20 protein-coding genes are annotated in these 18248 nt (G+C 35.5%); 14 read left to right on the top strand and 6 right to left on the bottom strand.

The annotated features are described in order from the left end of the window. Positions 1-296 precede the first annotated feature (296 nt). From ACY9Z2_RS09920 to ACY9Z2_RS09900, 5 genes are all read right to left on the bottom strand, one after another. Entirely contained in the window at positions 297-2255 is a 1959-nt protein-coding gene (locus ACY9Z2_RS09920; RefSeq protein ID WP_463609477.1) for an EAL domain-containing protein, read from the bottom strand. Between the two features lie 90 nt (positions 2256-2345). After that, positions 2346-3734 carry a TrkH family potassium uptake protein gene (locus ACY9Z2_RS09915; protein WP_463609476.1) on the bottom strand — a complete coding sequence of 463 codons (1389 nt, stop codon included), beginning with the start codon at positions 3732-3734 and terminating at the stop codon, positions 2346-2348. A gap of 242 nt (positions 3735-3976) precedes the next feature. Beyond that, complete coding sequence (locus ACY9Z2_RS09910) at positions 3977-4396, bottom strand: YwpF family protein (protein WP_463609475.1); 420 nt, start codon at positions 4394-4396, stop codon at positions 3977-3979. A gap of 27 nt (positions 4397-4423) precedes the next feature. Beyond that, positions 4424-5443 carry a GTP 3',8-cyclase MoaA gene (gene moaA, locus ACY9Z2_RS09905; protein WP_463609474.1) on the bottom strand — a complete coding sequence of 340 codons (1020 nt, stop codon included), beginning with the start codon at positions 5441-5443 and terminating at the stop codon, positions 4424-4426. Between the two features lie 16 nt (positions 5444-5459). Continuing rightward, the gene (locus ACY9Z2_RS09900) at positions 5460-6722 is read right to left on the bottom strand and encodes a molybdopterin molybdotransferase MoeA (protein ID WP_463609473.1); all 1263 of its coding nucleotides are present in this window, start codon (positions 6720-6722) and stop codon (positions 5460-5462) included. 158 nt (positions 6723-6880) lie between these two features. On the opposite strand from ACY9Z2_RS09900, the gene ACY9Z2_RS09895 reads away from it, so the two are divergent. The 3 genes from ACY9Z2_RS09895 to ACY9Z2_RS09885 all read left to right on the top strand — a co-directional run bounded on the left by ACY9Z2_RS09895 (position 6881) and on the right by ACY9Z2_RS09885 (position 8292). Further along, positions 6881-7039 carry a hypothetical protein gene (locus ACY9Z2_RS09895; protein WP_463609472.1) on the top strand — a complete coding sequence of 53 codons (159 nt, stop codon included), beginning with the start codon at positions 6881-6883 and terminating at the stop codon, positions 7037-7039. A gap of 11 nt (positions 7040-7050) precedes the next feature. Beyond that, positions 7051-7230: a hypothetical protein gene (locus tag ACY9Z2_RS09890; protein ID WP_463609471.1), complete on the top strand. Its 180-nt coding sequence runs from the start codon at positions 7051-7053 to the stop codon at positions 7228-7230. Between the two features lie 336 nt (positions 7231-7566). Next, positions 7567-8292: a hypothetical protein gene (locus ACY9Z2_RS09885; protein WP_463609470.1), complete on the top strand. Its 726-nt coding sequence runs from the start codon at positions 7567-7569 to the stop codon at positions 8290-8292. Between the two features lie 42 nt (positions 8293-8334). Here ACY9Z2_RS09885 and ACY9Z2_RS09880 read toward each other — a convergent pair whose 3' ends face one another. Then, positions 8335-8793, bottom strand: coding sequence for a hypothetical protein (locus tag ACY9Z2_RS09880; protein WP_463609469.1), 459 nt, complete (start codon positions 8791-8793; stop codon positions 8335-8337). Positions 8794-8982: 189 nt separating this feature from the next. On the opposite strand from ACY9Z2_RS09880, the gene ACY9Z2_RS09875 reads away from it, so the two are divergent. The 11 genes from ACY9Z2_RS09875 (at position 8983) to ACY9Z2_RS09825 (ending at position 17638) form a co-directional block, all read left to right on the top strand. Further along, positions 8983-9189 (top strand): DUF1657 domain-containing protein, encoded by a 207-nt coding sequence (locus ACY9Z2_RS09875; RefSeq protein WP_463609468.1) that lies wholly within the window; start codon positions 8983-8985, stop codon positions 9187-9189. 312 nt (positions 9190-9501) lie between these two features. Beyond that, positions 9502-9957: a hypothetical protein gene (locus tag ACY9Z2_RS09870; RefSeq protein ID WP_463609467.1), complete on the top strand. Its 456-nt coding sequence runs from the start codon at positions 9502-9504 to the stop codon at positions 9955-9957. An 18-nt stretch (positions 9958-9975) separates the two neighbouring features. Further along, positions 9976-10458 (top strand): stage V sporulation protein AC, encoded by a 483-nt coding sequence (spoVAC, locus tag ACY9Z2_RS09865; protein WP_463609466.1) that lies wholly within the window; start codon positions 9976-9978, stop codon positions 10456-10458. Then, complete coding sequence (spoVAD, locus tag ACY9Z2_RS09860; RefSeq protein WP_463609465.1) at positions 10455-11471, top strand: stage V sporulation protein AD; 1017 nt, start codon at positions 10455-10457, stop codon at positions 11469-11471. The genes spoVAC and spoVAD overlap by 4 nt, the downstream gene beginning before the upstream one ends. Continuing rightward, positions 11468-11818 carry a stage V sporulation protein AE gene (gene spoVAE, locus ACY9Z2_RS09855; protein WP_463609464.1) on the top strand — a complete coding sequence of 117 codons (351 nt, stop codon included), beginning with the start codon at positions 11468-11470 and terminating at the stop codon, positions 11816-11818. Before spoVAD ends, spoVAE begins: the two co-directional genes overlap by 4 nt. 17 nt (positions 11819-11835) lie before the next feature. Next, on the top strand, positions 11836-12039 hold the full coding sequence (locus ACY9Z2_RS09850) for a DUF1657 domain-containing protein (RefSeq protein ID WP_463609463.1): 204 nt from the start codon (positions 11836-11838) through the stop codon (positions 12037-12039). A gap of 14 nt (positions 12040-12053) precedes the next feature. Continuing rightward, complete coding sequence (locus ACY9Z2_RS09845; RefSeq protein WP_463609462.1) at positions 12054-12911, top strand: DUF421 domain-containing protein; 858 nt, start codon at positions 12054-12056, stop codon at positions 12909-12911. A gap of 53 nt (positions 12912-12964) precedes the next feature. Beyond that, entirely contained in the window at positions 12965-13651 is a 687-nt protein-coding gene (locus tag ACY9Z2_RS09840; protein ID WP_463609461.1) for a thermonuclease family protein, read from the top strand. 109 nt (positions 13652-13760) lie between these two features. Further along, a complete protein-coding gene (locus tag ACY9Z2_RS09835; protein ID WP_463609460.1) occupies positions 13761-15299 on the top strand; it encodes a spore germination protein in 1539 nt (512 codons plus the stop codon). A gap of 1 nt (position 15300) precedes the next feature. Continuing rightward, positions 15301-16398 carry a GerAB/ArcD/ProY family transporter gene (locus ACY9Z2_RS09830; protein WP_463609459.1) on the top strand — a complete coding sequence of 366 codons (1098 nt, stop codon included), beginning with the start codon at positions 15301-15303 and terminating at the stop codon, positions 16396-16398. After that, positions 16385-17638 (top strand): Ger(x)C family spore germination protein, encoded by a 1254-nt coding sequence (locus ACY9Z2_RS09825; RefSeq protein WP_463609458.1) that lies wholly within the window; start codon positions 16385-16387, stop codon positions 17636-17638. The genes ACY9Z2_RS09830 and ACY9Z2_RS09825 overlap by 14 nt, the downstream gene beginning before the upstream one ends. Positions 17639-18248 lie beyond the last annotated feature (610 nt).

Genomic DNA, 18248 nt, shown 5'->3' with positions numbered 1-18248 from the left:
ACTGTTTTTACCCAAATAAGGAATCCTGAGTCCGATAACAACCGGATTTACCCTTCTTTTTCACAAATAAGGGATCGTGTGTCCGCAAGCTGACATCCTGCATGCAATCTTTCCAGTACCCTAAAAACTATTACTTTACTAGCCTTTCCCGCAGTGGAAATCAACATTGCTGTTACATAAGCATGAATTATAATTAGTTCGCATTTAAATTCAATGTGTATTAGTCAAATCATTACTTTCTATTTCTTTTGTTGGAAATCTAAAAGCAGTCAGCTTTCACTAACTGCCTTCGCTATTTAAACTTGATGAAAAAACTTAGTTAACTGTGTAGGTGGCAACGGCTTACTGTAATAGTATCCTTGTACCTCGTCACACTTTTCATTCTCTAAAAATGAAAGTTGTTCATACGTTTCAACACCCTCAGCTATTACCTTCATGTTCAGTGAGTGTGACATATGAATAATGGATTTAACTATTGCTTGATTCTGTTTTTGATTTTCGTCCATAAACATTTTATCAATCTTTAGTTTGGTGACAGGGAAAATACTCAAATATTTCAAAGAAGAATATCCTGTTCCAAAGTCATCGATTGAAACCCAAACACCAAGCTTACGCAATCGTTCCATCGTTTCGATAATGGAATCTTCATTACTCATGGCCATACTTTCCGTAATTTCCAATTCTAAATAACAAGGGTCTAACCCGGTCATTTGTAGGATTTGTTCAATGTTCTCAACTAATCCTTTTTGATGAAATTGTTTGGCAGAAAGGTTTACACTTACGATAACTGGATCATACCCCTTTTCTTGCCAGGCCTTATTCTGTTGACAAGCCTCCTTTAATACCCAATCACCTATCTCAATAATTAATCCGGTTTTTTCAGCCAATGGAATAAATTCATCAGGTGGTATATATCCGTTAATTGGATGGTTCCAACGAAGCAAGGCTTCTAACCCTACAATTTTTCCTGAACCAAGATTTTTCTGCGGTTGATAATGAAGCTCAAAATGACCATGTATCAATGCTTTTCTTAGTTCAGTTTCCATTGTTAGCATATTCTTGAAATTTTCCGATATCGAGGATTCAAACAGCTTATAATTATTTCGATGACGTTCTTTAATTACATACATTGCAGAATCAGCATGTTTTATTAGGTCGTTAGCTGTTGATCCGTTCTCTGGAAAAATACTTATCCCTATACTAATAGATATATAGAGTTCATACCCATCGATTTTTATTGGTTTTTCAAACTCCGTAATTAATTTTTTTGCTAGATTGACAGCTTCCTCTTTCCCATTTATATGTCTCTGTAAAATTAAGAACTCATCTCCACCCATACGGGCAATAAAAGTGTCTGTTTGTAAAAATGATTTCAATTTTTCTCCACATGCTTGAAGCAGTTTATCTCCAAATGAATAGCCGAGTGTGTCGTTTACCTCTTTAAAATAATCTAAGTCAATAAAATAAACGGCAAGCATTTCATTCGCTTCCTTTGCTTCATTTACAGCCTCTCTTAACGCTTTTACAAAGAAATTTCGATTCGGCAAATCTGTCAATTCATCATAATAAGCCATAAATTCAATACGTCTTTCATTTTCGATTTGTTCGGTAATATCTTTTATAATCGCTACACGTACAATACTTCCGTGATTATTGTATGGTTGCTCAATCATTTCAACATGGAATCTACTACCGTCTTTTTTTATTGCAGTATAAACTTGCGATTCAGCACTTGTTTTATAAACAACCCCATTTAAACCTTCTCCATTATATTCTTCGACAAACTGAGAAAAATGCATAATCATCATTTCGTCTTTCTCATACCCAAACATCATGGCAAATTTTTCGTCACAGTCTAGAATCCTCTGTTCATTGAACATAACCATTCCTTCTGAAGTGGCATGAGTAAGTTGGTTTATATATGTTTTGACTTCTTCTGTTTTATCCCGAATAGACAGGTTGCTCATCAGTAAGCAATAAAGTGAATCATTAATACGGATGGACTTTACTTCAATTAACTTTCCATCCTCATTCTTTAATTCCATTAGCAAATGTTTTTCCGTATCATCTAGTAATAAATCAAAGTCCATATATTGAAAGACAGATACGTTATTATCGTCATTCATATTAAGCAATGAAAATGCAGCATCATTCCCCTTAATAATAAAACCTTTTGCATCCACAAATAATATGGCATCCTTTAAATGGGTAAAAACACCATTGTGGATCGGAATTTCTACTTTCCCCTTTGACATGACATTCTCCTCCAAAGACCTCGAAATAATCCAGTTTTAGATGCTTGCGAATGTTCCATCGCTCTTTAGTTGCTTTTCTTCTGCTGTAAATTATCCAATAATCATTTTTTCTTTCGGATAATGAAACTTTCCACTTGCTTTATTGTTTTTAAACATAAACAAAAATGTAATAATACCTACACGCCCAATAAACATTAAGATCATTAAAACAAACTTACTTAGTGTTGTGAGCTCGCTCGTTATTCCAAGAGATAATCCTACCGTCCCAAAAGCTGAGGTTACTTCAAATAGTATTTGAGATAAAGAATAAGGCTCTACCATCGAAATAACTAAAATAGAAACAAATACGAACGCAATTGCCATCAGTGACACTGTTACAGCCTTTAACAAATCTTCTTGATGTACTTCACGTTTAAAAATACGGATGCTTGCCCCACCACGAGCGTATGTAATAATAAATATGAGAACCAATGCAAATGTCGTGGTTCTAATTCCCCCACCTGCACTACTCGGCGATGCACCTATGAACATCAGAAATGACATAAAAAGATGATTTTGTTCTGTCAATAAACTAACGTCCATTGTAGATAATCCTCCACTTCTCGTTGTAACCGATTGAAACAAAGAGAAGAATAATACCTCATGCCAAGCTTTGCCTTTAAAAAAATTACCTGCATCAAATATAGCGATAAAAATCGCACCAACCACAATTAATGCAAAAAACGTCAATGTTGTTACCTTTGTAAATAAAGAAAACCTTAATCCCTTACGTACTTCTGCTTTCGCAAACATATATTCTTTTACTTCAATTAGTACAGGAAACCCTATTGCTCCAAAAATTATTAGGAGCATCGTTATAAACTGAACGAAATAGTCATCCTTAAACATAATCAATGAACTTCCTGTTATGTCAAATCCGCCATTCGTTGTAGCACTAATTGAGCTAAAAAAACCGTTTAAATATGCTTCACCAGCTGTTGGAAAATACTGAAGAAAATATGTTCCTAATATAAGAAAACCAAGAAATTCTATCGTAAAAATAACGATTAAAATTTGTTTTATTAATCGCACCATACCTGCAAATGAGGTTTGATTTTGGTCGGTCATAATTAAACGACGTTCTTTTAACCCAATTTTCTTTCCTAAAATAACCCAGATTGATGTACCAATTGCCATAATACCTACTGCACCAAACTGAAGAATTAAGGCTATTAAAAAATAACCAGTCATACTAAACGTATCTGGAATACTTATCGGTGTTAGTCCAGTAACACTAATAGCACTAACTGCAACAAATAGTATATCGACTAATGCTACATCAACACCTTCTTCATGTGCAATAGGCATTGCTAAGATTCCTGTTGATACAATAACTGCGACGCAGTAGAAAAATAAAATTAACTGTACTGGTGATAACTTATTTAACCAGCCAAACTTTAAAAAATATAACACCATAAAGCGTCTCCTTAATACTTTCATCTTATATATCGGTAAATTTCTACAAAACTTAAACTCATTATAACAGGCATAAGAAGGTTTTGCCTTCGATTTCGACAATTCTTTGTAAACAGTTAGTAAAGTGTGATGCTATTTATGTTTATATCGCATTGAATGTGAATCGCGAAGTAAGTGCAACATTGATTACCGTTCCGAACTCCCTTTCATCCTTCTGGTGCAATTACTTCACAGATGCTGAAAAAAAGGCCAGTAGCCATAAACTACTAACCTTGTTCTATCAGCTCTTTAAATTTTTTATACAACGATTCGCCCTGATAGCCTTCTTCGATTAACTTTTTTAACATATCTTTTACAATACCTTTTCGTTGATCTACTATTGTACCCATAAATATAACATTCATGCGGTTGCCAATTTCATTTATCGATAAAATAGAGGTGATGAATGTTGCTGGCGTGTTCGTTTCTTTTGTAATTTTCACTTGAAGCATTACTGTGTCATCTTGTTCCTTTAGCATTTGAAAGTTATCGAAATGATCATTTTCAATGAATGCCTCAATAACCCAACGATTATTCTCATCCTCTCGATTTATTACTAAACCATCTAACAGAGGAATATCATGTAGGACAATATCGTCATCTTTATTTTCGACTATTTCTAAGGAGCTCAATTTAAATGTTTTCATCCATCCACCTCCTTGTATCAAATCAACTTATCCACCAATATAACTCATTTCAATTTTCTTCCTTTTCGGGTTTTCATTGGAACGTTCATCCGAGTAGCGGTCGGTTCGTTTACGCCAAATGGACTGCAAGTTATTGGATAACGCGTCATCCGATAAATTTGCGCGTAAATCACGGCGTAAATCATAACCACCTGAAGCGAACAAACACGTATATAATTTCCCGTCAGCTGCTAAACGGATACGCGTACAAGAGCTACAAAATGAATCGGAAACTGAAGAAATTACACCGATTTCCCCCTCTCCATCCTCATACTTGTATCTCGTTGCAACCTCACCATGATAATTGGGACTAATTGGAACGATTGGCATCTCTTCATTTATTATATCAATGATTTGTTGTTTTGAAATAACATTATTCAGATTCCAACCATTATGATTACCAACGTCCATAAATTCAATATATCGAAGGATAATATTTTGTCCTTTAAAATATTTAGCCATAGGTAGTATTTGGCTGTCATTCATTCCTTTTTTAACTACCATATTTATTTTCACTTGTAAGCCAGCATCTTGGGCTGCTTCTATCCCTTTTAAAACGGGACGCGCAACGACATCTTTTCCATTTATTTTCGTGAAAACTTCATCTTCTATCGCGTCCAAACTAATATTTACACGTTGTAATCCTGCCTCTTTCAACTTTCGTGCTTTACGGGGTAAAAACACGCCATTTGTAGTCAACGCAATATCGTTGATTCCATCTATCTTGGTAAGTCGCTTAATAAGGTCTTCTAAATTTTTTCTCATTAATGGTTCTCCACCGGTGATTCGAATTTTTTCAACCCCTAGCCTTGCAAAATGCTCAGCTGAACGGACTATCTCATCAAAGCTTAACAACTCATTTTCCGGTAGAAAAACATAATCGTCGCCAAATATTTCTTTAGGCATGCAATACGAACAACGAAAATTACATTTATCAATAACGGAAATTCGCAAATCCTTTAATTCTCTTCCAAAATGATCAGTAATTGGAGCTCTAGACTGAACCATTCCTATCACCTCTTTGTTAATACGTAGCTTGTCCATCTAAATCTTCAATCCAAAGTACATCGACCACAGAACCCTTCGTATAACCTCTGGTTCCACCGGGTAAAACAATAAATCCATTTGTAAATGCTAATGAAGTCACCACGTTAGATTTATCAATTCCTGCTAATGTAGCCTTCACCTGTCCATTTTCGATAAAAATACTTCCCCGAATAAACCTTGTAAATGGATTTGGTTTTGGAAAATCATCGACCATTATTGCCTGCGATCTTTTTAAAAAGGGCTGTTGACTTCGCACAAAAGATTGTAAAATTGGCCGAGCAAATAATTCAAATCCAACATAGCATGCGGAAGGATTTCCAGAAAGCCCGAATAAAAGTTTATCTTCTACTGCTGCAACTGTAGTTACACTTCCAGGTCTCATCGCTACTTTATTAAATAATACATTTGCATTTAGTTTTTCGTATATAGCTGGCATTAGGTCATAATCCCCTACTGAAACGCCACCTGTTGTAATTAGTATATCAACTTTCTCAAGTGTTTCCTTTATAGAGGAAAAACTAGAGTCAAATTCATCGATCAACTTACCAAAATAAATTGGCTCTCCACCAATACGTTTAATCTGTGACATAATCATGGATGCATTTGAGTTGCGAATTTTACCCGGTACAAGCTTCTCATCCACATCAAGTAATTCAGTTCCAGTAGCATAAATTCCTACTACCGGTTTTTTTACAACACGTATCCTTTGATAACCAAAAGTGGCTAATAATGCTTTTACTCCGGGATTAATAATGGAACCAATAGAAATTAACTCGATCCCTTCATCAATCTCAGAACCTTCTAAGACCACATTTTGCTGAGGTTCCATTTTACGCTTTATTGATATATATTCTTTTCCATCCTTATTAAACTCGTTACAAATTTCAAACATCGCCACACAATTTGCACCTTCCGGCAACTGAGCACCAGTCATAATACGTGTAGCTTGATTAGTTGACACTCTTTTTTGCGGCACGTGTCCTGCCCCAACATGTTCGATGACTTCAAATGTTACAGGATTCTCACGTGATGCATGTTTCGTATCAACAGAATGAAATGCAAATCCATCATATGGTGATTTATTAAATGGTGGTACTGGATGTTTTGTAACTACCGGTTCAGCCAGCCTTCTACCATCACATTCATCAATTGAAATAAGTTCCGTTTCCCCTTTTTTCTGAAAAGCCATGACTCTTTTAATCGCTTCCTCCACTGGCATTGGCTTTCGCATTTTTATCATCGATTCAAAGTCCTTTCAACATATATTTAGCTTATAACTAGTTTAACAAATTTTAGTAAGAAATAATATTTTCATCTTCTCTAATTGTTCCATGTTTCACTAATGTGATAAAGGGTATTATTTAGTAATAACTAGCAATAATAAAGAGGAGTGATCATATGGATGAACGAAGGGAAAGAGAAGTTGAGGTAGAGCATCGCGAGAAAAAGTCTGATTCAAGTAAAGTTGGCGTTGCATTAATAAAATATGCGTCCTACTTAATCATTTTTTTCGGTATTCTTTGGTTTTTAATTACCTATGTATTTCCAATGTTTTAGAGGTGATATAAATGATGTGGGTATATATCGTAATAGCTATAGTAGTAATAGTAATCATTCTTATGCTTTCAAATAAGAAGAAAAATCCTAATAACGATTCCTCTTTAACAATAGAAGAAAAAGAGGAACTTCAAGAGGATTATTTGTCCCATGGTGCGCATGATGAACACGAGGACAATAAGAATATTTAGTTCAACGAGGCTGGGACATAACTAATTGAAATGACGGACAATGGCTGATACTAGCTCCGGAAATATACGTAGACTCCTGCGGGAGGAATGGCATCGGTGAGACCCCGGAGTGCGCAGCACGAGGAGGCTCACCAGCCACCCGCGGAAAGCGAAGTATATTTCCGGAGCGGTTTTTTTACCAATTTATATAATAGTTCCGATTTTCTTTGCTAAATTTACTTTTGTCCCACCCTCTTCTGCTATGATTCTTAAAAAATTTATCTTTTTTCTAAACACGATTCCTGTATAATTAAAATTAGCTATTTTCTAATTATTAATTTTAATAGGAGTGCCGTTATGAAAAGATATGTTCCATTGTTCGCCATTCTTCTGTTACTCGTAGCATGTCATAATGAACAACAAGTAATTGTCAAAAAGGAATCATCCCCAGATAAATCGCATATTGAACCAACTCTAGTTGAACAACCTGAAAAGGATGATGACGAAAATGAAGTGGATGAACTCATCGAATTCATACTTCCAGAGGAAAAAGTAATGATTAACCTAGAAATGGTCCCGATATTAAATGCATACTTAAGCGCAAGCAGTGATCGAGAAAAGACTGTTGAACAGATGAATCTTCAACCAATTGAGTATGAAAACAGTCATTTATATTTATTAGAGTTTTCTTGTAAAAATGAAAACTGCTCCTATTTATTGCTTGATAAAAGTGAAGGTAATCAAGCATATCTAGTGGCAGATTTAGCACAATTAAAAGAAATTAAACTTTCACCTGACAATACAAAGGTGCTTATTCACTTTACTCGAAATAAAGAAATGCCTTTAGCCTTGGGAAACATAGTAGTAGTGGAACTAACTGAATGGGAGCTTTTATCAATAGAAAACGTAACTAATAATAAAGAAATACTTGATTACACTTGGCCAATATTATCAACAAATTGGAACACTGATGATTCACTTTCCATCACTATTCCAGCTATACCGGAACCTACTAAAGAAGAGCTTTCCGAATGGCAAAAGAACCAGTCGAATACCGAAACAATTTCACTGGAATTAGAATAAGCTTCCAATAACTAAACCTAGCACATTGAGTGCTAGGTTTAGTTATTGGAACGTTAACTCCTCTTCATATTCAATTTTCTGTAATACTCCGTCGATTTGGAATTTTGCTAAGCAATACAAAGTGTAAACTCCTCTCTCAGGAATTTTAATTATTTTTGCTGACTGAGGATAGTAACTGTCCCCTTTCTTCATTTCCTCCTTAACTGTACTACCAGTAAAGTCATGATTTGGTTGGTCCAACGATACAGAAATAAGTGGTGTTTGGTGTTCGATTTCTATTGGTTTTTCTCCCTTATATTGGATAGAGCGATATACTTTAATTTTGCCATCGGCATCTTCTACACGAATATGTAATACAAAGTCCTCAGCACCGCCCACACTTCTATGAGCTGTTTGATGCGTAGAAACTAATGATGCTTTCCCAAGACCGTTTAGTAAGAAAAATAGGATAGCTAATATACTTATAGATAGAATAAATAAATAGATGATTTTTTTCTTCAAGGTGTAGTCCCTCCTGACAAATTCTACCTTATAAGACGAATCAAACTGTAAAAAAGTTTCATTTTAATTAAAATAATTCAGTTTTTTATCTCAATATAAGATTAACATAAAAAGGAAATAAATAAAAAGCATAATAACGACAAAAAATACAATTCTAATAAGTGATGACAATTAAAAGGAGGGTATCTAATGACAGTATCAAGTCAGGTTAAACAAACAATTGCTGGATTAAAAAGCGCACAAGCAAGCTTTGAGCAGTTTGCTTTACAAACACAAAATAAACAAGCGAAACAGATATATGAAAATGCTGCACAACAAACGACCACAATACTACAAAGCGTTGAACCACGTTTACAGGAAATTGAAAAAGAAGAACCCCAATATAAAAATATGTAGTAAGAAAAGCGAAGGCGACTGCTTATCGTCGTACAAATAGATGGGCATGTGAAAAGTAGGGTGTCTTTTCCCTACGTTCGTCATGACCAACTATTTGCTAGACGATAGGAGCCATAGCTGGACAAAGAAAAGCGAAGGCGACTGCTCAAAAGCGGACGCATAAGTAAGGAACCGTAGCCGGACAATCAAAAGAGTAGGCAACTGTTTAGAAACAGTAAGAAACATAAAAAAGAAAACCATCTCAAAGTTAGGGTTGAATGTTTAATCTTCAACCCCCTACTACATATCTCAGTTTAAGTAGGTGATGAAAAATTGAACACTGTAAGGTATTTATTATTACTTGTCCTTTGTTTACTCGTTGCATGTAATTCAACAGCACAACCAGAAACTTCAACAAATCAAGAAACAGAACCATCGAAAATCAGTATGTCTTCTTTACCAGATCAAGCTCCAGCAAAAGAAGCTAAAAACATACTACAAAAATATGATGAAACAACCAATATATATGCTGTTAATACGAAGAAACAGTTGTTAATAGCTTTTGAAATTCACCATCATGATCGATTAAAGCTAGCTAATATCAGAAAAAAGATAGCATCTAAAATAAAAAAACAGTTTCCAAAATTAAAGACAGAGGTATCAACTGATCAAAAGTTAGTCATTGAACTTAAAGAATTAACGAAGCAAGTGTCCAATAAATCAATAACAAAGCAAACATTTGAGAAAAAAGTAAAGCATTTGCTTAAACTATCGCATGAAAAAACATAAATGAAAGAGTGACTTATTATGGCTGATAAAAAAAAGAAAAACTTACCTCCAGAAGCGCAACAATACCAGGATTTTCAACAACAAAGAGAAGTAAAACGTCCGGTATTAAAAAACTGTATAAAAGCATTTTTTGTAGGTGGATTTATTTGTTTTATTGGTCAATTAATTTCTACATTCTACATTTATTTTTTTGATTTTACGGAACAAACAGTTGGAAACCCTACCGTTGCAACTCTAATTTTTATCACAATGTTACTAACTGGATTCGGTGTGTATGATCGGATTGGCCAATTTGCAGGTGCAGGATCAGCGGTTCCTGTAACAGGATTTGGTAACGCTGTTGTCTCTGCATGCATTGAACACCGTACTGAAGGCTTTGTATTGGGTGTTGGTTCTAATATGTTTAAATTAGCAGGATCGGTTGTATTATTTGGTGTTTTCTCGGCATTTATCGTTGCTTTAGTCAAAACGCTTCTTATTCAGTGGGGGGTTAATTTATGATAGTCGGTCATCGAACATGGATATTTGAGAATAAACCCGTCATTATTTCAACTGGAACAGTCGGTGGCCCATTTGAAGCAAACGGTAATATTCCAAATGACTTTGATTTATTACATGATGATATGTGGCTCAATCAATCATCATTTGAAAAAGCACAACAGACAATGATGGAGGAAGCTTGTCAGTTAGCAGTTAAAAATAGTTCTATCCAAAAAGAACAAGTACAGTTTTTTATTAGTGGTGACTTAATTAATCAAATAACTCCTTCAAGCTTTACAGCGAAAACACTAGATCTCCCATATTTTGGATTGTTTAGTGCTTGTGCTACATCAATGGAAAGCCTTGCATTAGCTGCATTTTTAATCAATGGCAATGGGGCTGATTATATATTAAGTGGCAGCTCTAGTCATAATGCAGCTACGGAAAAACAATTTCGTTATCCTACTGAATATGGTGGACAAAAACCTCCTACCGCACAATGGACGGTTACTGGAGCTGGATGTGCATTAGTGGCAAAAGAAGGAAATGGCCCTAAAATAACCTCAGCAACTGTTGGTAAAGTGGTCGATATGGGTATTACAGACCCGTTTAATATGGGTGGTGCAATGGCTCCTGCTGCGGTTGACACGATCGAAACTCATTTGAGAGAACGTAATGTGGAACCTTCTTATTATGATTTAATTATTACAGGTGATTTAGGTCATATTGGTAGAGAGGTTTCATTAGATCTTCTAAAAAAAGAAGGTGTTCCGATCAACGAAGATCAATACGTAGATTGTGGATTAACTATTTATCGCGAAGGACAACCCGTTTTAGCCGGCGCAAGCGGTGCAGCTTGTTCTTCAGTTGTAACGTATGGTCATTTTTTAAATCAAATGAAGCAAGGTCAACTTAATCGCATTTTAGTAGTGGCCACCGGTGCTTTACATTCAACTCTTAGTGTGCAACAAAAAGATCCAATTCCTTGCATTGCACACGCAGTCTCCATCGAAATGGGAAGTGATATACAATGATTTTTTTCTGGGCATTTGTTATAGGTGGTCTAATTTGTGTTATCGGCCAAATCATGTTTGACGTTTTCAAGCTGACACCTGGTCATACACTAAGTATTTTAGTTGTAGCCGGTGCTATCTTAGACGGATTCGGTCTTTACGAACCGCTAATTGATTTTGCCGGTGCAGGGGTAACCGTTCCCATTACCAGTTTCGGAAATTCTTTAGTGCACGGAGCGATGGCTGAGGCTGAGCAACATGGACTAATTGGAGTTGTCACGGGAATGTTTGAGGTAACTAGCTCAGGTATTTCAGCTGCTATCATTTTCGGCATGATCGGCGCTATTTTTTTTAAACCAAAAGGCTAATAAGGAGGAAACGAAATATGACTGTTGGATCACAAGTAAAAGGTTGTTATTCTTCCCTTAAAAGCGCGGAAGCTACGTTAGAATTATTAGCGAATAAAACACAGGACCAGCAAACGAAAAAATTGTATCAAGAGGTAACCGCTATAATACAAGAGGTTAAAGGCGATTTGCAGGAACAGGTTATGTACCTTTCAAGAGAAGAACCGCAATATAAAAGCTAGAAAGGATTTTTCATATGCCAGAATGGGTTAATATCATGATAAGATCGTTTCTCTTACTCGTCATTTTATTTTTCATTACAAAAGGATTGGGTAAGAAGCAACTTTCAGAAATGAATATTTTTGAATATATAACAGGTATCGTTATTGGTAGCATTGTTGCCATGCATGCAGCTGACACGACCACAGACATTGGTCATGCTCTCGCGGCCTTATTTATCTGGTTTACTATTCCGCTTGGTGTCGAATATTTGTCATTAAAAAGTAAAAGATTTCGTAATTTCATGGAAGGTAAAAGTACCATATTCATTCAGGATGGCAAGGTTATGGAAGATAATTTAAAAAAGGAACGATTTACTACCGATGAATTACTTGAAAAATTACGAGATAAAAACATCTATCGTGCAGCTGATGTAGAATTTGCAATTCTTGAACCATCTGGTACATTAAATGTCATGCAAAAAAAAGAAAACCAGCCAATAACTGCTAAAGTTCTTGGTATGAAGCTTCCGACGGAAAAAGAACCACAAACAGTGATTATGGATGGTAAAGTACTATTAGAGCCATTAGCAAACCTCTCCCTTAATACGAATTGGTTAGAAACAGAACTAGACAAACTTAATGTTAGTATCGAAAATGTATTTTTAGCACAAGCAGATACAGATGGACAGCTTACGTTAGACCTTTACGATGACAAACTAGCTGTTGCAGAACCAACTGAAAAACCTCTATTACTTGCGTCATTAAAAAAATGCCAAGCAGATTTAGAACTTTTTTCATTGGAAACAGAGAATCAAGCAACCAATCAAATGTATCAAGAAAACAGTAAAAAGTTACAGCAAGCAATTGATTTACTTTCACCTTACTTGAAATAGTCGGATAGCTTCTTTTCGTGTATAATTTGAGGCACAAAAGGAGCTGTTTTTTTATGCTTAAAAAAAGCTTTGGCATTGTCTTTCTATTCATTCTACTAACAGGTTGTTCGACCTCTGAAGATCAAACAACATTCGTTCGAACAGTTGATGGAGATACACTAATTGCTAATGTAAACGGTAATGAAGAGTATGTACGACTATTGCTGGTTGACACACCAGAAACGAAACATCCAAATATTCCTGATCAACCATTTGGAGACGAAGCTAGTAAACTCATGGATAAAACATTTTCAACAAATGAACCGATTCTACTCGAATTTGGAACAGAGAAACGAGATAAATATGATCGCTTGCTTGCATACGTCTATACGAATGATGGACAGATGTTTAATAAGTTATTGCTAGAAAAAGGTCTAGCGCGAGTAGCATACGTTTATCCTCCAAATGATAAGTACGTGGAAGATTTCCGCAAGATTGAAGCAACCGCAAAAAAAAATAAAATTGGAATTTGGAGCATTGATGGCTATATAACGAAAGATGGTTTTCGTTCAGAAACAGTATCAGCTAATCCAAATAATAATAACATATTTAAATACGACCCAACTGGACCAGACAGAGATTGTGGAGATTTCACATCACAAGAAGAAGCACAAGCTTTTTTTGAAGCTGCAGGTGGTCCAGAAATTGATCCACACCGTCTCGATGGTGAAGGCGATGGATTAGTTTGTGAAGGACTATAGCTAAACCGCTTTCGATTGAAGGCGGCTTTTTTATTCTCGATTTTTCTCCGTACATAATTACTTCCATTCACGTACAACCTAAGAAAAACAAGAAGTCGGAGTGGATTGTATGTTTAATAAACTAATTAACCGTTATATCTATAAGGATGTCGACAAACTATATAAACAACAATCATCACAGGAAACAATTGAACTAAAAGAGCAGAATATCCCCAAAAAACTAGATAAATCCACCAACACATTCAAATCCATATACTCGTATCCTAAAAACAATGATGTTAAATTCCGTGACATTTTTATCGGTGGAATAAATAAAAAAGCTTCAGCACTTTATATTAATACAATTACAGATACACAAGTATTGGAAGAACAGGTAATAAGCCCTTTACTACTAAACAAAGAATCAACTAAAAAAATTGTAGACATCGTATCCATACAATCTGTTTCAACCAAACAAAAGATTAGCGATATATTGTCTGAAATCAATAAAGGAAATGTTGCTCTTTTCGTTGACGGCGATGATAGCGCCTATATTATTAGTGCGTCCAATTTTCAAGGTAGAGGTATTGATAAAGCTGAAAATGAGATTTCACTACTTGGATCAAAGGAAGCATTTAATGAAAAAGTAATGACAAGCATATCTCTCATTCGAAAAAAAATAAAGAGTGAGGATCTAGTATTTCAAGCAACTACCGTATCCAAAAGATCCAAAAACAACTTATTCGTTGGTTATGTCAAAGATTTAGTAAACGAGGAGTTACTAACGGATGTCAACGACCGATTAAATCAGCTCGATATAGATTATGTTCCAAATCTCGCTGTTCTGGAACAATTAATTGAAAAGAAAAAATATCCTATTTTTCCTACAACATTAATTACCGAACGACCAGATCGCGCTGCAGCATTCTTAGAAGATGGTTATGTTGTGTTACTTATGGACAATTCTCCCGAGGCACTAATAATGCCTGCTACTTTCTGGTCGTTTTTTCATTCTCCAGATGATCGAAATTTAAGTATTTTATATGGTAATTTCACTCGACTTTTGCGGATTGTAGCCATATTTATAGCTTTGTTTACTTCCGCTTTTTACGTAGCCGTAACCAATTTTCACGCTGAGATGGTGCCTCCTGATTTACTTCTTGCAATTGCTGCTACCAGGGAAAAAGTTCCTTTGCCTGCTGTTATGGAGGTATTGATTTTAGAAATTGCCTTTGAACTAATTCGTGAAGCTGGCCTTCGTGTACCGACCCCCATTGGTCCAACCATTGGAATTGTTGGTGCGTTAATATTGGGTCAAGCTGCAGTTCAGGCAAATATTGTAAGTCCCATCGTGGTAATTGTCGTAGCTTTGGGTGGGCTCAGTTCTTTTGCAGTCGGTAATATAAGTTTAAATTTCGCGGTACGATTATTACGATTTGTATTTATCATTGCCGCTGGATTGTTTGGTATCTATGGAATAACAGCGGCATTTGTACTTGGGATGTTCTACATGGTAGGAATAAAGTCATTTGGAGTCCCGTACTTGTCACCATTGACGCCAAAATACCTTTCATCAGGTGATACAATCTTTAGACGTGTGCTGAAAAGCGAAATTTTCCGGCCAGGTTACATAAAACCAAAAGATATGAAAAGGAAACGGGAGAAATAATATGGAAAAAAGTACTGGTAAAATTGGAATTTGGGAATATGTAGCGATTGTTTTGCTGACAATCGGAACAAAGTTAGCCGATGATACCCCAGCTATTTTATATCATCCATTGTACAATGCTGCGTGGATGACACCAATAATCAATGCAATCGTTTCAGTTATCCCAATTTACCTACTGATAAAAATAATGATGTACTATGAGAAAAAAAGTTTATTAGAAATCATTGTTCATCTATTCGGAAAATACTTTGGTTTCTTCATCATATTTGCGTTATGGGTAGTAGGTTCTGCCGCCATCATTATTGACAGTGCTATTTATACCGACATTATTGGTACCATGTATTTTACTAGAACCCCGACAATAGTACTTTACTTAGTCTTGATGGTTGTATGTGCTTATGGAGCAAGACGTGGATTAGAGCAAATAGGTTCGGTTGCTATAGCACTCCTACCCTACATTAAAGTATCACTATTTATTGCGTTAATCTTAACCTTATTTCAAGGTAATATGGCATTTATCTATCCATTTTTCGGTCCAGGAGAATGGGAAGTTGTAAAGGAAAGTTTATTACGACTTTCTATATATGGAGATATACTCTACCTTTGTCTTTTAAGACCTTATATCCGAAACAATAATGACTTTAAAAAAGGTACATGGATTGCCTTTATAATCTTAATTTTTGAGTTAACGATATCTATTCTGGCATATATTATGTTGTTCGATTATGAATCCATCCGCATGTTAAATTATCCATTTCATGAAGTAATTCGTTACATTAACTTTGGATTCCTATCAAACGTTGAAACATTTTTCTTTCCCTTTTGGTTAATTGCGTCGTTTATTCGATTTGCCGTCTATCTTTATTTAAATGGAATATTGTTTGGGAGACTATTTCGTATAAAAGAATTTGAACATGCAATCCCTGCATTGGCAACACTATTTTTATTAATTGGCATGTTAATTGAAAATGAATCATTTGCACTGTCACAGTTAAGAGATTACCTACTAATCGTTGTAACACCTATTTTCTTTAGCTTGCCATGCATCATGTGGATGTTGGCAAAGTTTAAAGGAGACTATAAAAATGAAAAGTCATAAACACATCCTAAAATTAACCTGCCTAATCGTTTTATTAATTACGCTGAGTGGTTGCTGGAACCAAAGTCAAATTGAAGAAAGAGCGTATGTTATTGCACTTGGGTTGGATAAAGCGGAAAATGAAGATCGAATCAAAATCACCTACTTGATAAGCAATCCTGAATACGGTTCTCAAGTTCAAGGAGGAGGAACCGAGGAGCCTCCTTACGAGATTATATCATTTGTTACTGATGACATTACAACTGCTAGGAATGCTGCCAACGTTGTAATTGCAAAAGAGATTACGTACGATTTATTAGGTGTCGTAGTAGCATCAGAAGAATTTGCGAGAGACGATGACTTTATTCGTTGGATGTACGATGCAACAAAGGATCCTGAAATTCGTCGCGATGTAAATTTAGTTGTCTCCAAGGAAAGCGCAACGGATTTTTTTACAAATAACAAACCAAGACTCGAAACCAGACCACACAAATACTTTGAACTAATACTTGAACGTGGTGTAGAAACAGGAATGTTGCCTGAATCACAGCTTATTCAATATTTTCGTATTACCGAATCAGATGCGGATCTTTTTCTTGCAATGTATGGCACGACAGAAACTACACAAGATGAACAGGACCAAGATAATGATAAATTTAGAGCAGGACAATTTAAATTTGAAGGACAAACAAACCAAACTAACTTTGCTGGTTCTGCAGTATTCAAGGAAGGCAGAATGATTGGGAAATTATCTGCAGATGAAACACGAATATCGATTGTGTTAAACCCAACATTAAATGCTTCAGATATTTTAACCACCTATCAAGATCCATTTAATGAAAAGTACCGTGTTGCGGCACGAGTGAATAAGAAGAAGGCAAATAAAGTAGAGATGCACTTGTTTGAAGATACACCAAAAATTGACGTGACCATCCCTTTTGAGATTGAAATCTTATCAGCCCACAGTATGATTGACTATGAGAAAGATTTATCTAAACGAGAGAAATTAAGAAAGTCTATCGAGCGTGAACTCGAGAAAAAGATGGAGAAATTCGTTAAACGTACACAAGAAGAATTTAAGGCTGAACCATTCGGTTGGTCGTTAATTGCGAGAAAAGAATTTTTGACAATTCCAGCATATGAAGAATATAACTGGATGAAAACCTATCCTGAAATGAAAGTGAACATTATTGTAAAAGTGACATTTGGACAATTCGGCCGCCAAAGTGAAGTACCAAAAATAAAGGAAATTAGGGATTAAATATGGGAATTGTAATTTGGATTATCTTGGGGATAATCTTCGTATATACGTTTGGGTTTTCCATACAGCTATGGAGAACAAAAAATAAAATAGGTTCAATTGCGATTGCATTTGTCGCATTTGGTATTATAATAATCCCTTTTTTCGTAAACTTAATTTAAGGTACTATTTGCAAGTTTTTTTTCTGTTTAACATTCGTAATTGAAGCTAACTGCGAACTGGTGAAAATTTATAATTATAGTAACAGCAACGTTGATTTCCGCTGCAGGCAAGGCCAGTGAAGTAACATATTCAACCGTACTGGAAAGGTTGCATGCAGGAAGTCAGCTAGCGGACACACGATCCTTTATTTGGGTAAAATAAGGGCAACTGCGGTTGTTATCGGACTCAGGATTCCTTATTAGGTTAAAAACAGTTGAAAATCATGTTTTTTAGCTGAATAAGGAATCGTGTGTCCGTTAATCCTCAAAATAAAGGTAAAAAAGGTAAATAAGGCATCCTCAGTCCGATACCAAGCAGTCGCTAGCCCCCTGCTTAGTTAGCAGTTTACGGATACTGCGAAAATTTAAGACTATACTAAAATAAGTAAATTAGCGGACACCAAAGCCCT

The organism is Virgibacillus sp. GM2-2 (assembly GCF_055329585.1).
The sequence above is the reverse complement of the archived record's forward strand: the minus strand, read 5'-3'. Positions and strand labels throughout refer to the sequence as shown.

Coding starts and splice junctions, on each gene's coding strand:
- ACY9Z2_RS09920 (WP_463609477.1), bottom strand. CDS start 2,255: ATGTCAAAGGGGAAAGTAGAAATTCCGATCCACAATGGTGTTTTTACC.
- ACY9Z2_RS09915 (WP_463609476.1), bottom strand. CDS start 3,734: ATGAAAGTATTAAGGAGACGCTTTATGGTGTTATATTTTTTAAAGTTT.
- ACY9Z2_RS09910 (WP_463609475.1), bottom strand. CDS start 4,396: ATGAAAACATTTAAATTGAGCTCCTTAGAAATAGTCGAAAATAAAGAT.
- moaA (WP_463609474.1), bottom strand. CDS start 5,443: ATGGTTCAGTCTAGAGCTCCAATTACTGATCATTTTGGAAGAGAATTA.
- ACY9Z2_RS09900 (WP_463609473.1), bottom strand. CDS start 6,722: ATGATAAAAATGCGAAAGCCAATGCCAGTGGAGGAAGCGATTAAAAGA.
- ACY9Z2_RS09895 (WP_463609472.1), top strand. CDS start 6,881: ATGGATGAACGAAGGGAAAGAGAAGTTGAGGTAGAGCATCGCGAGAAA.
- ACY9Z2_RS09890 (WP_463609471.1), top strand. CDS start 7,051: ATGATGTGGGTATATATCGTAATAGCTATAGTAGTAATAGTAATCATT.
- ACY9Z2_RS09885 (WP_463609470.1), top strand. CDS start 7,567: ATGAAAAGATATGTTCCATTGTTCGCCATTCTTCTGTTACTCGTAGCA.
- ACY9Z2_RS09875 (WP_463609468.1), top strand. CDS start 8,983: ATGACAGTATCAAGTCAGGTTAAACAAACAATTGCTGGATTAAAAAGC.
- spoVAC (WP_463609466.1), top strand. CDS start 9,976: ATGGCTGATAAAAAAAAGAAAAACTTACCTCCAGAAGCGCAACAATAC.
- spoVAD (WP_463609465.1), top strand. CDS start 10,455: ATGATAGTCGGTCATCGAACATGGATATTTGAGAATAAACCCGTCATT.
- spoVAE (WP_463609464.1), top strand. CDS start 11,468: ATGATTTTTTTCTGGGCATTTGTTATAGGTGGTCTAATTTGTGTTATC.
- ACY9Z2_RS09850 (WP_463609463.1), top strand. CDS start 11,836: ATGACTGTTGGATCACAAGTAAAAGGTTGTTATTCTTCCCTTAAAAGC.
- ACY9Z2_RS09845 (WP_463609462.1), top strand. CDS start 12,054: ATGCCAGAATGGGTTAATATCATGATAAGATCGTTTCTCTTACTCGTC.
- ACY9Z2_RS09840 (WP_463609461.1), top strand. CDS start 12,965: ATGCTTAAAAAAAGCTTTGGCATTGTCTTTCTATTCATTCTACTAACA.
- ACY9Z2_RS09835 (WP_463609460.1), top strand. CDS start 13,761: ATGTTTAATAAACTAATTAACCGTTATATCTATAAGGATGTCGACAAA.
- ACY9Z2_RS09830 (WP_463609459.1), top strand. CDS start 15,301: ATGGAAAAAAGTACTGGTAAAATTGGAATTTGGGAATATGTAGCGATT.
- ACY9Z2_RS09825 (WP_463609458.1), top strand. CDS start 16,385: ATGAAAAGTCATAAACACATCCTAAAATTAACCTGCCTAATCGTTTTA.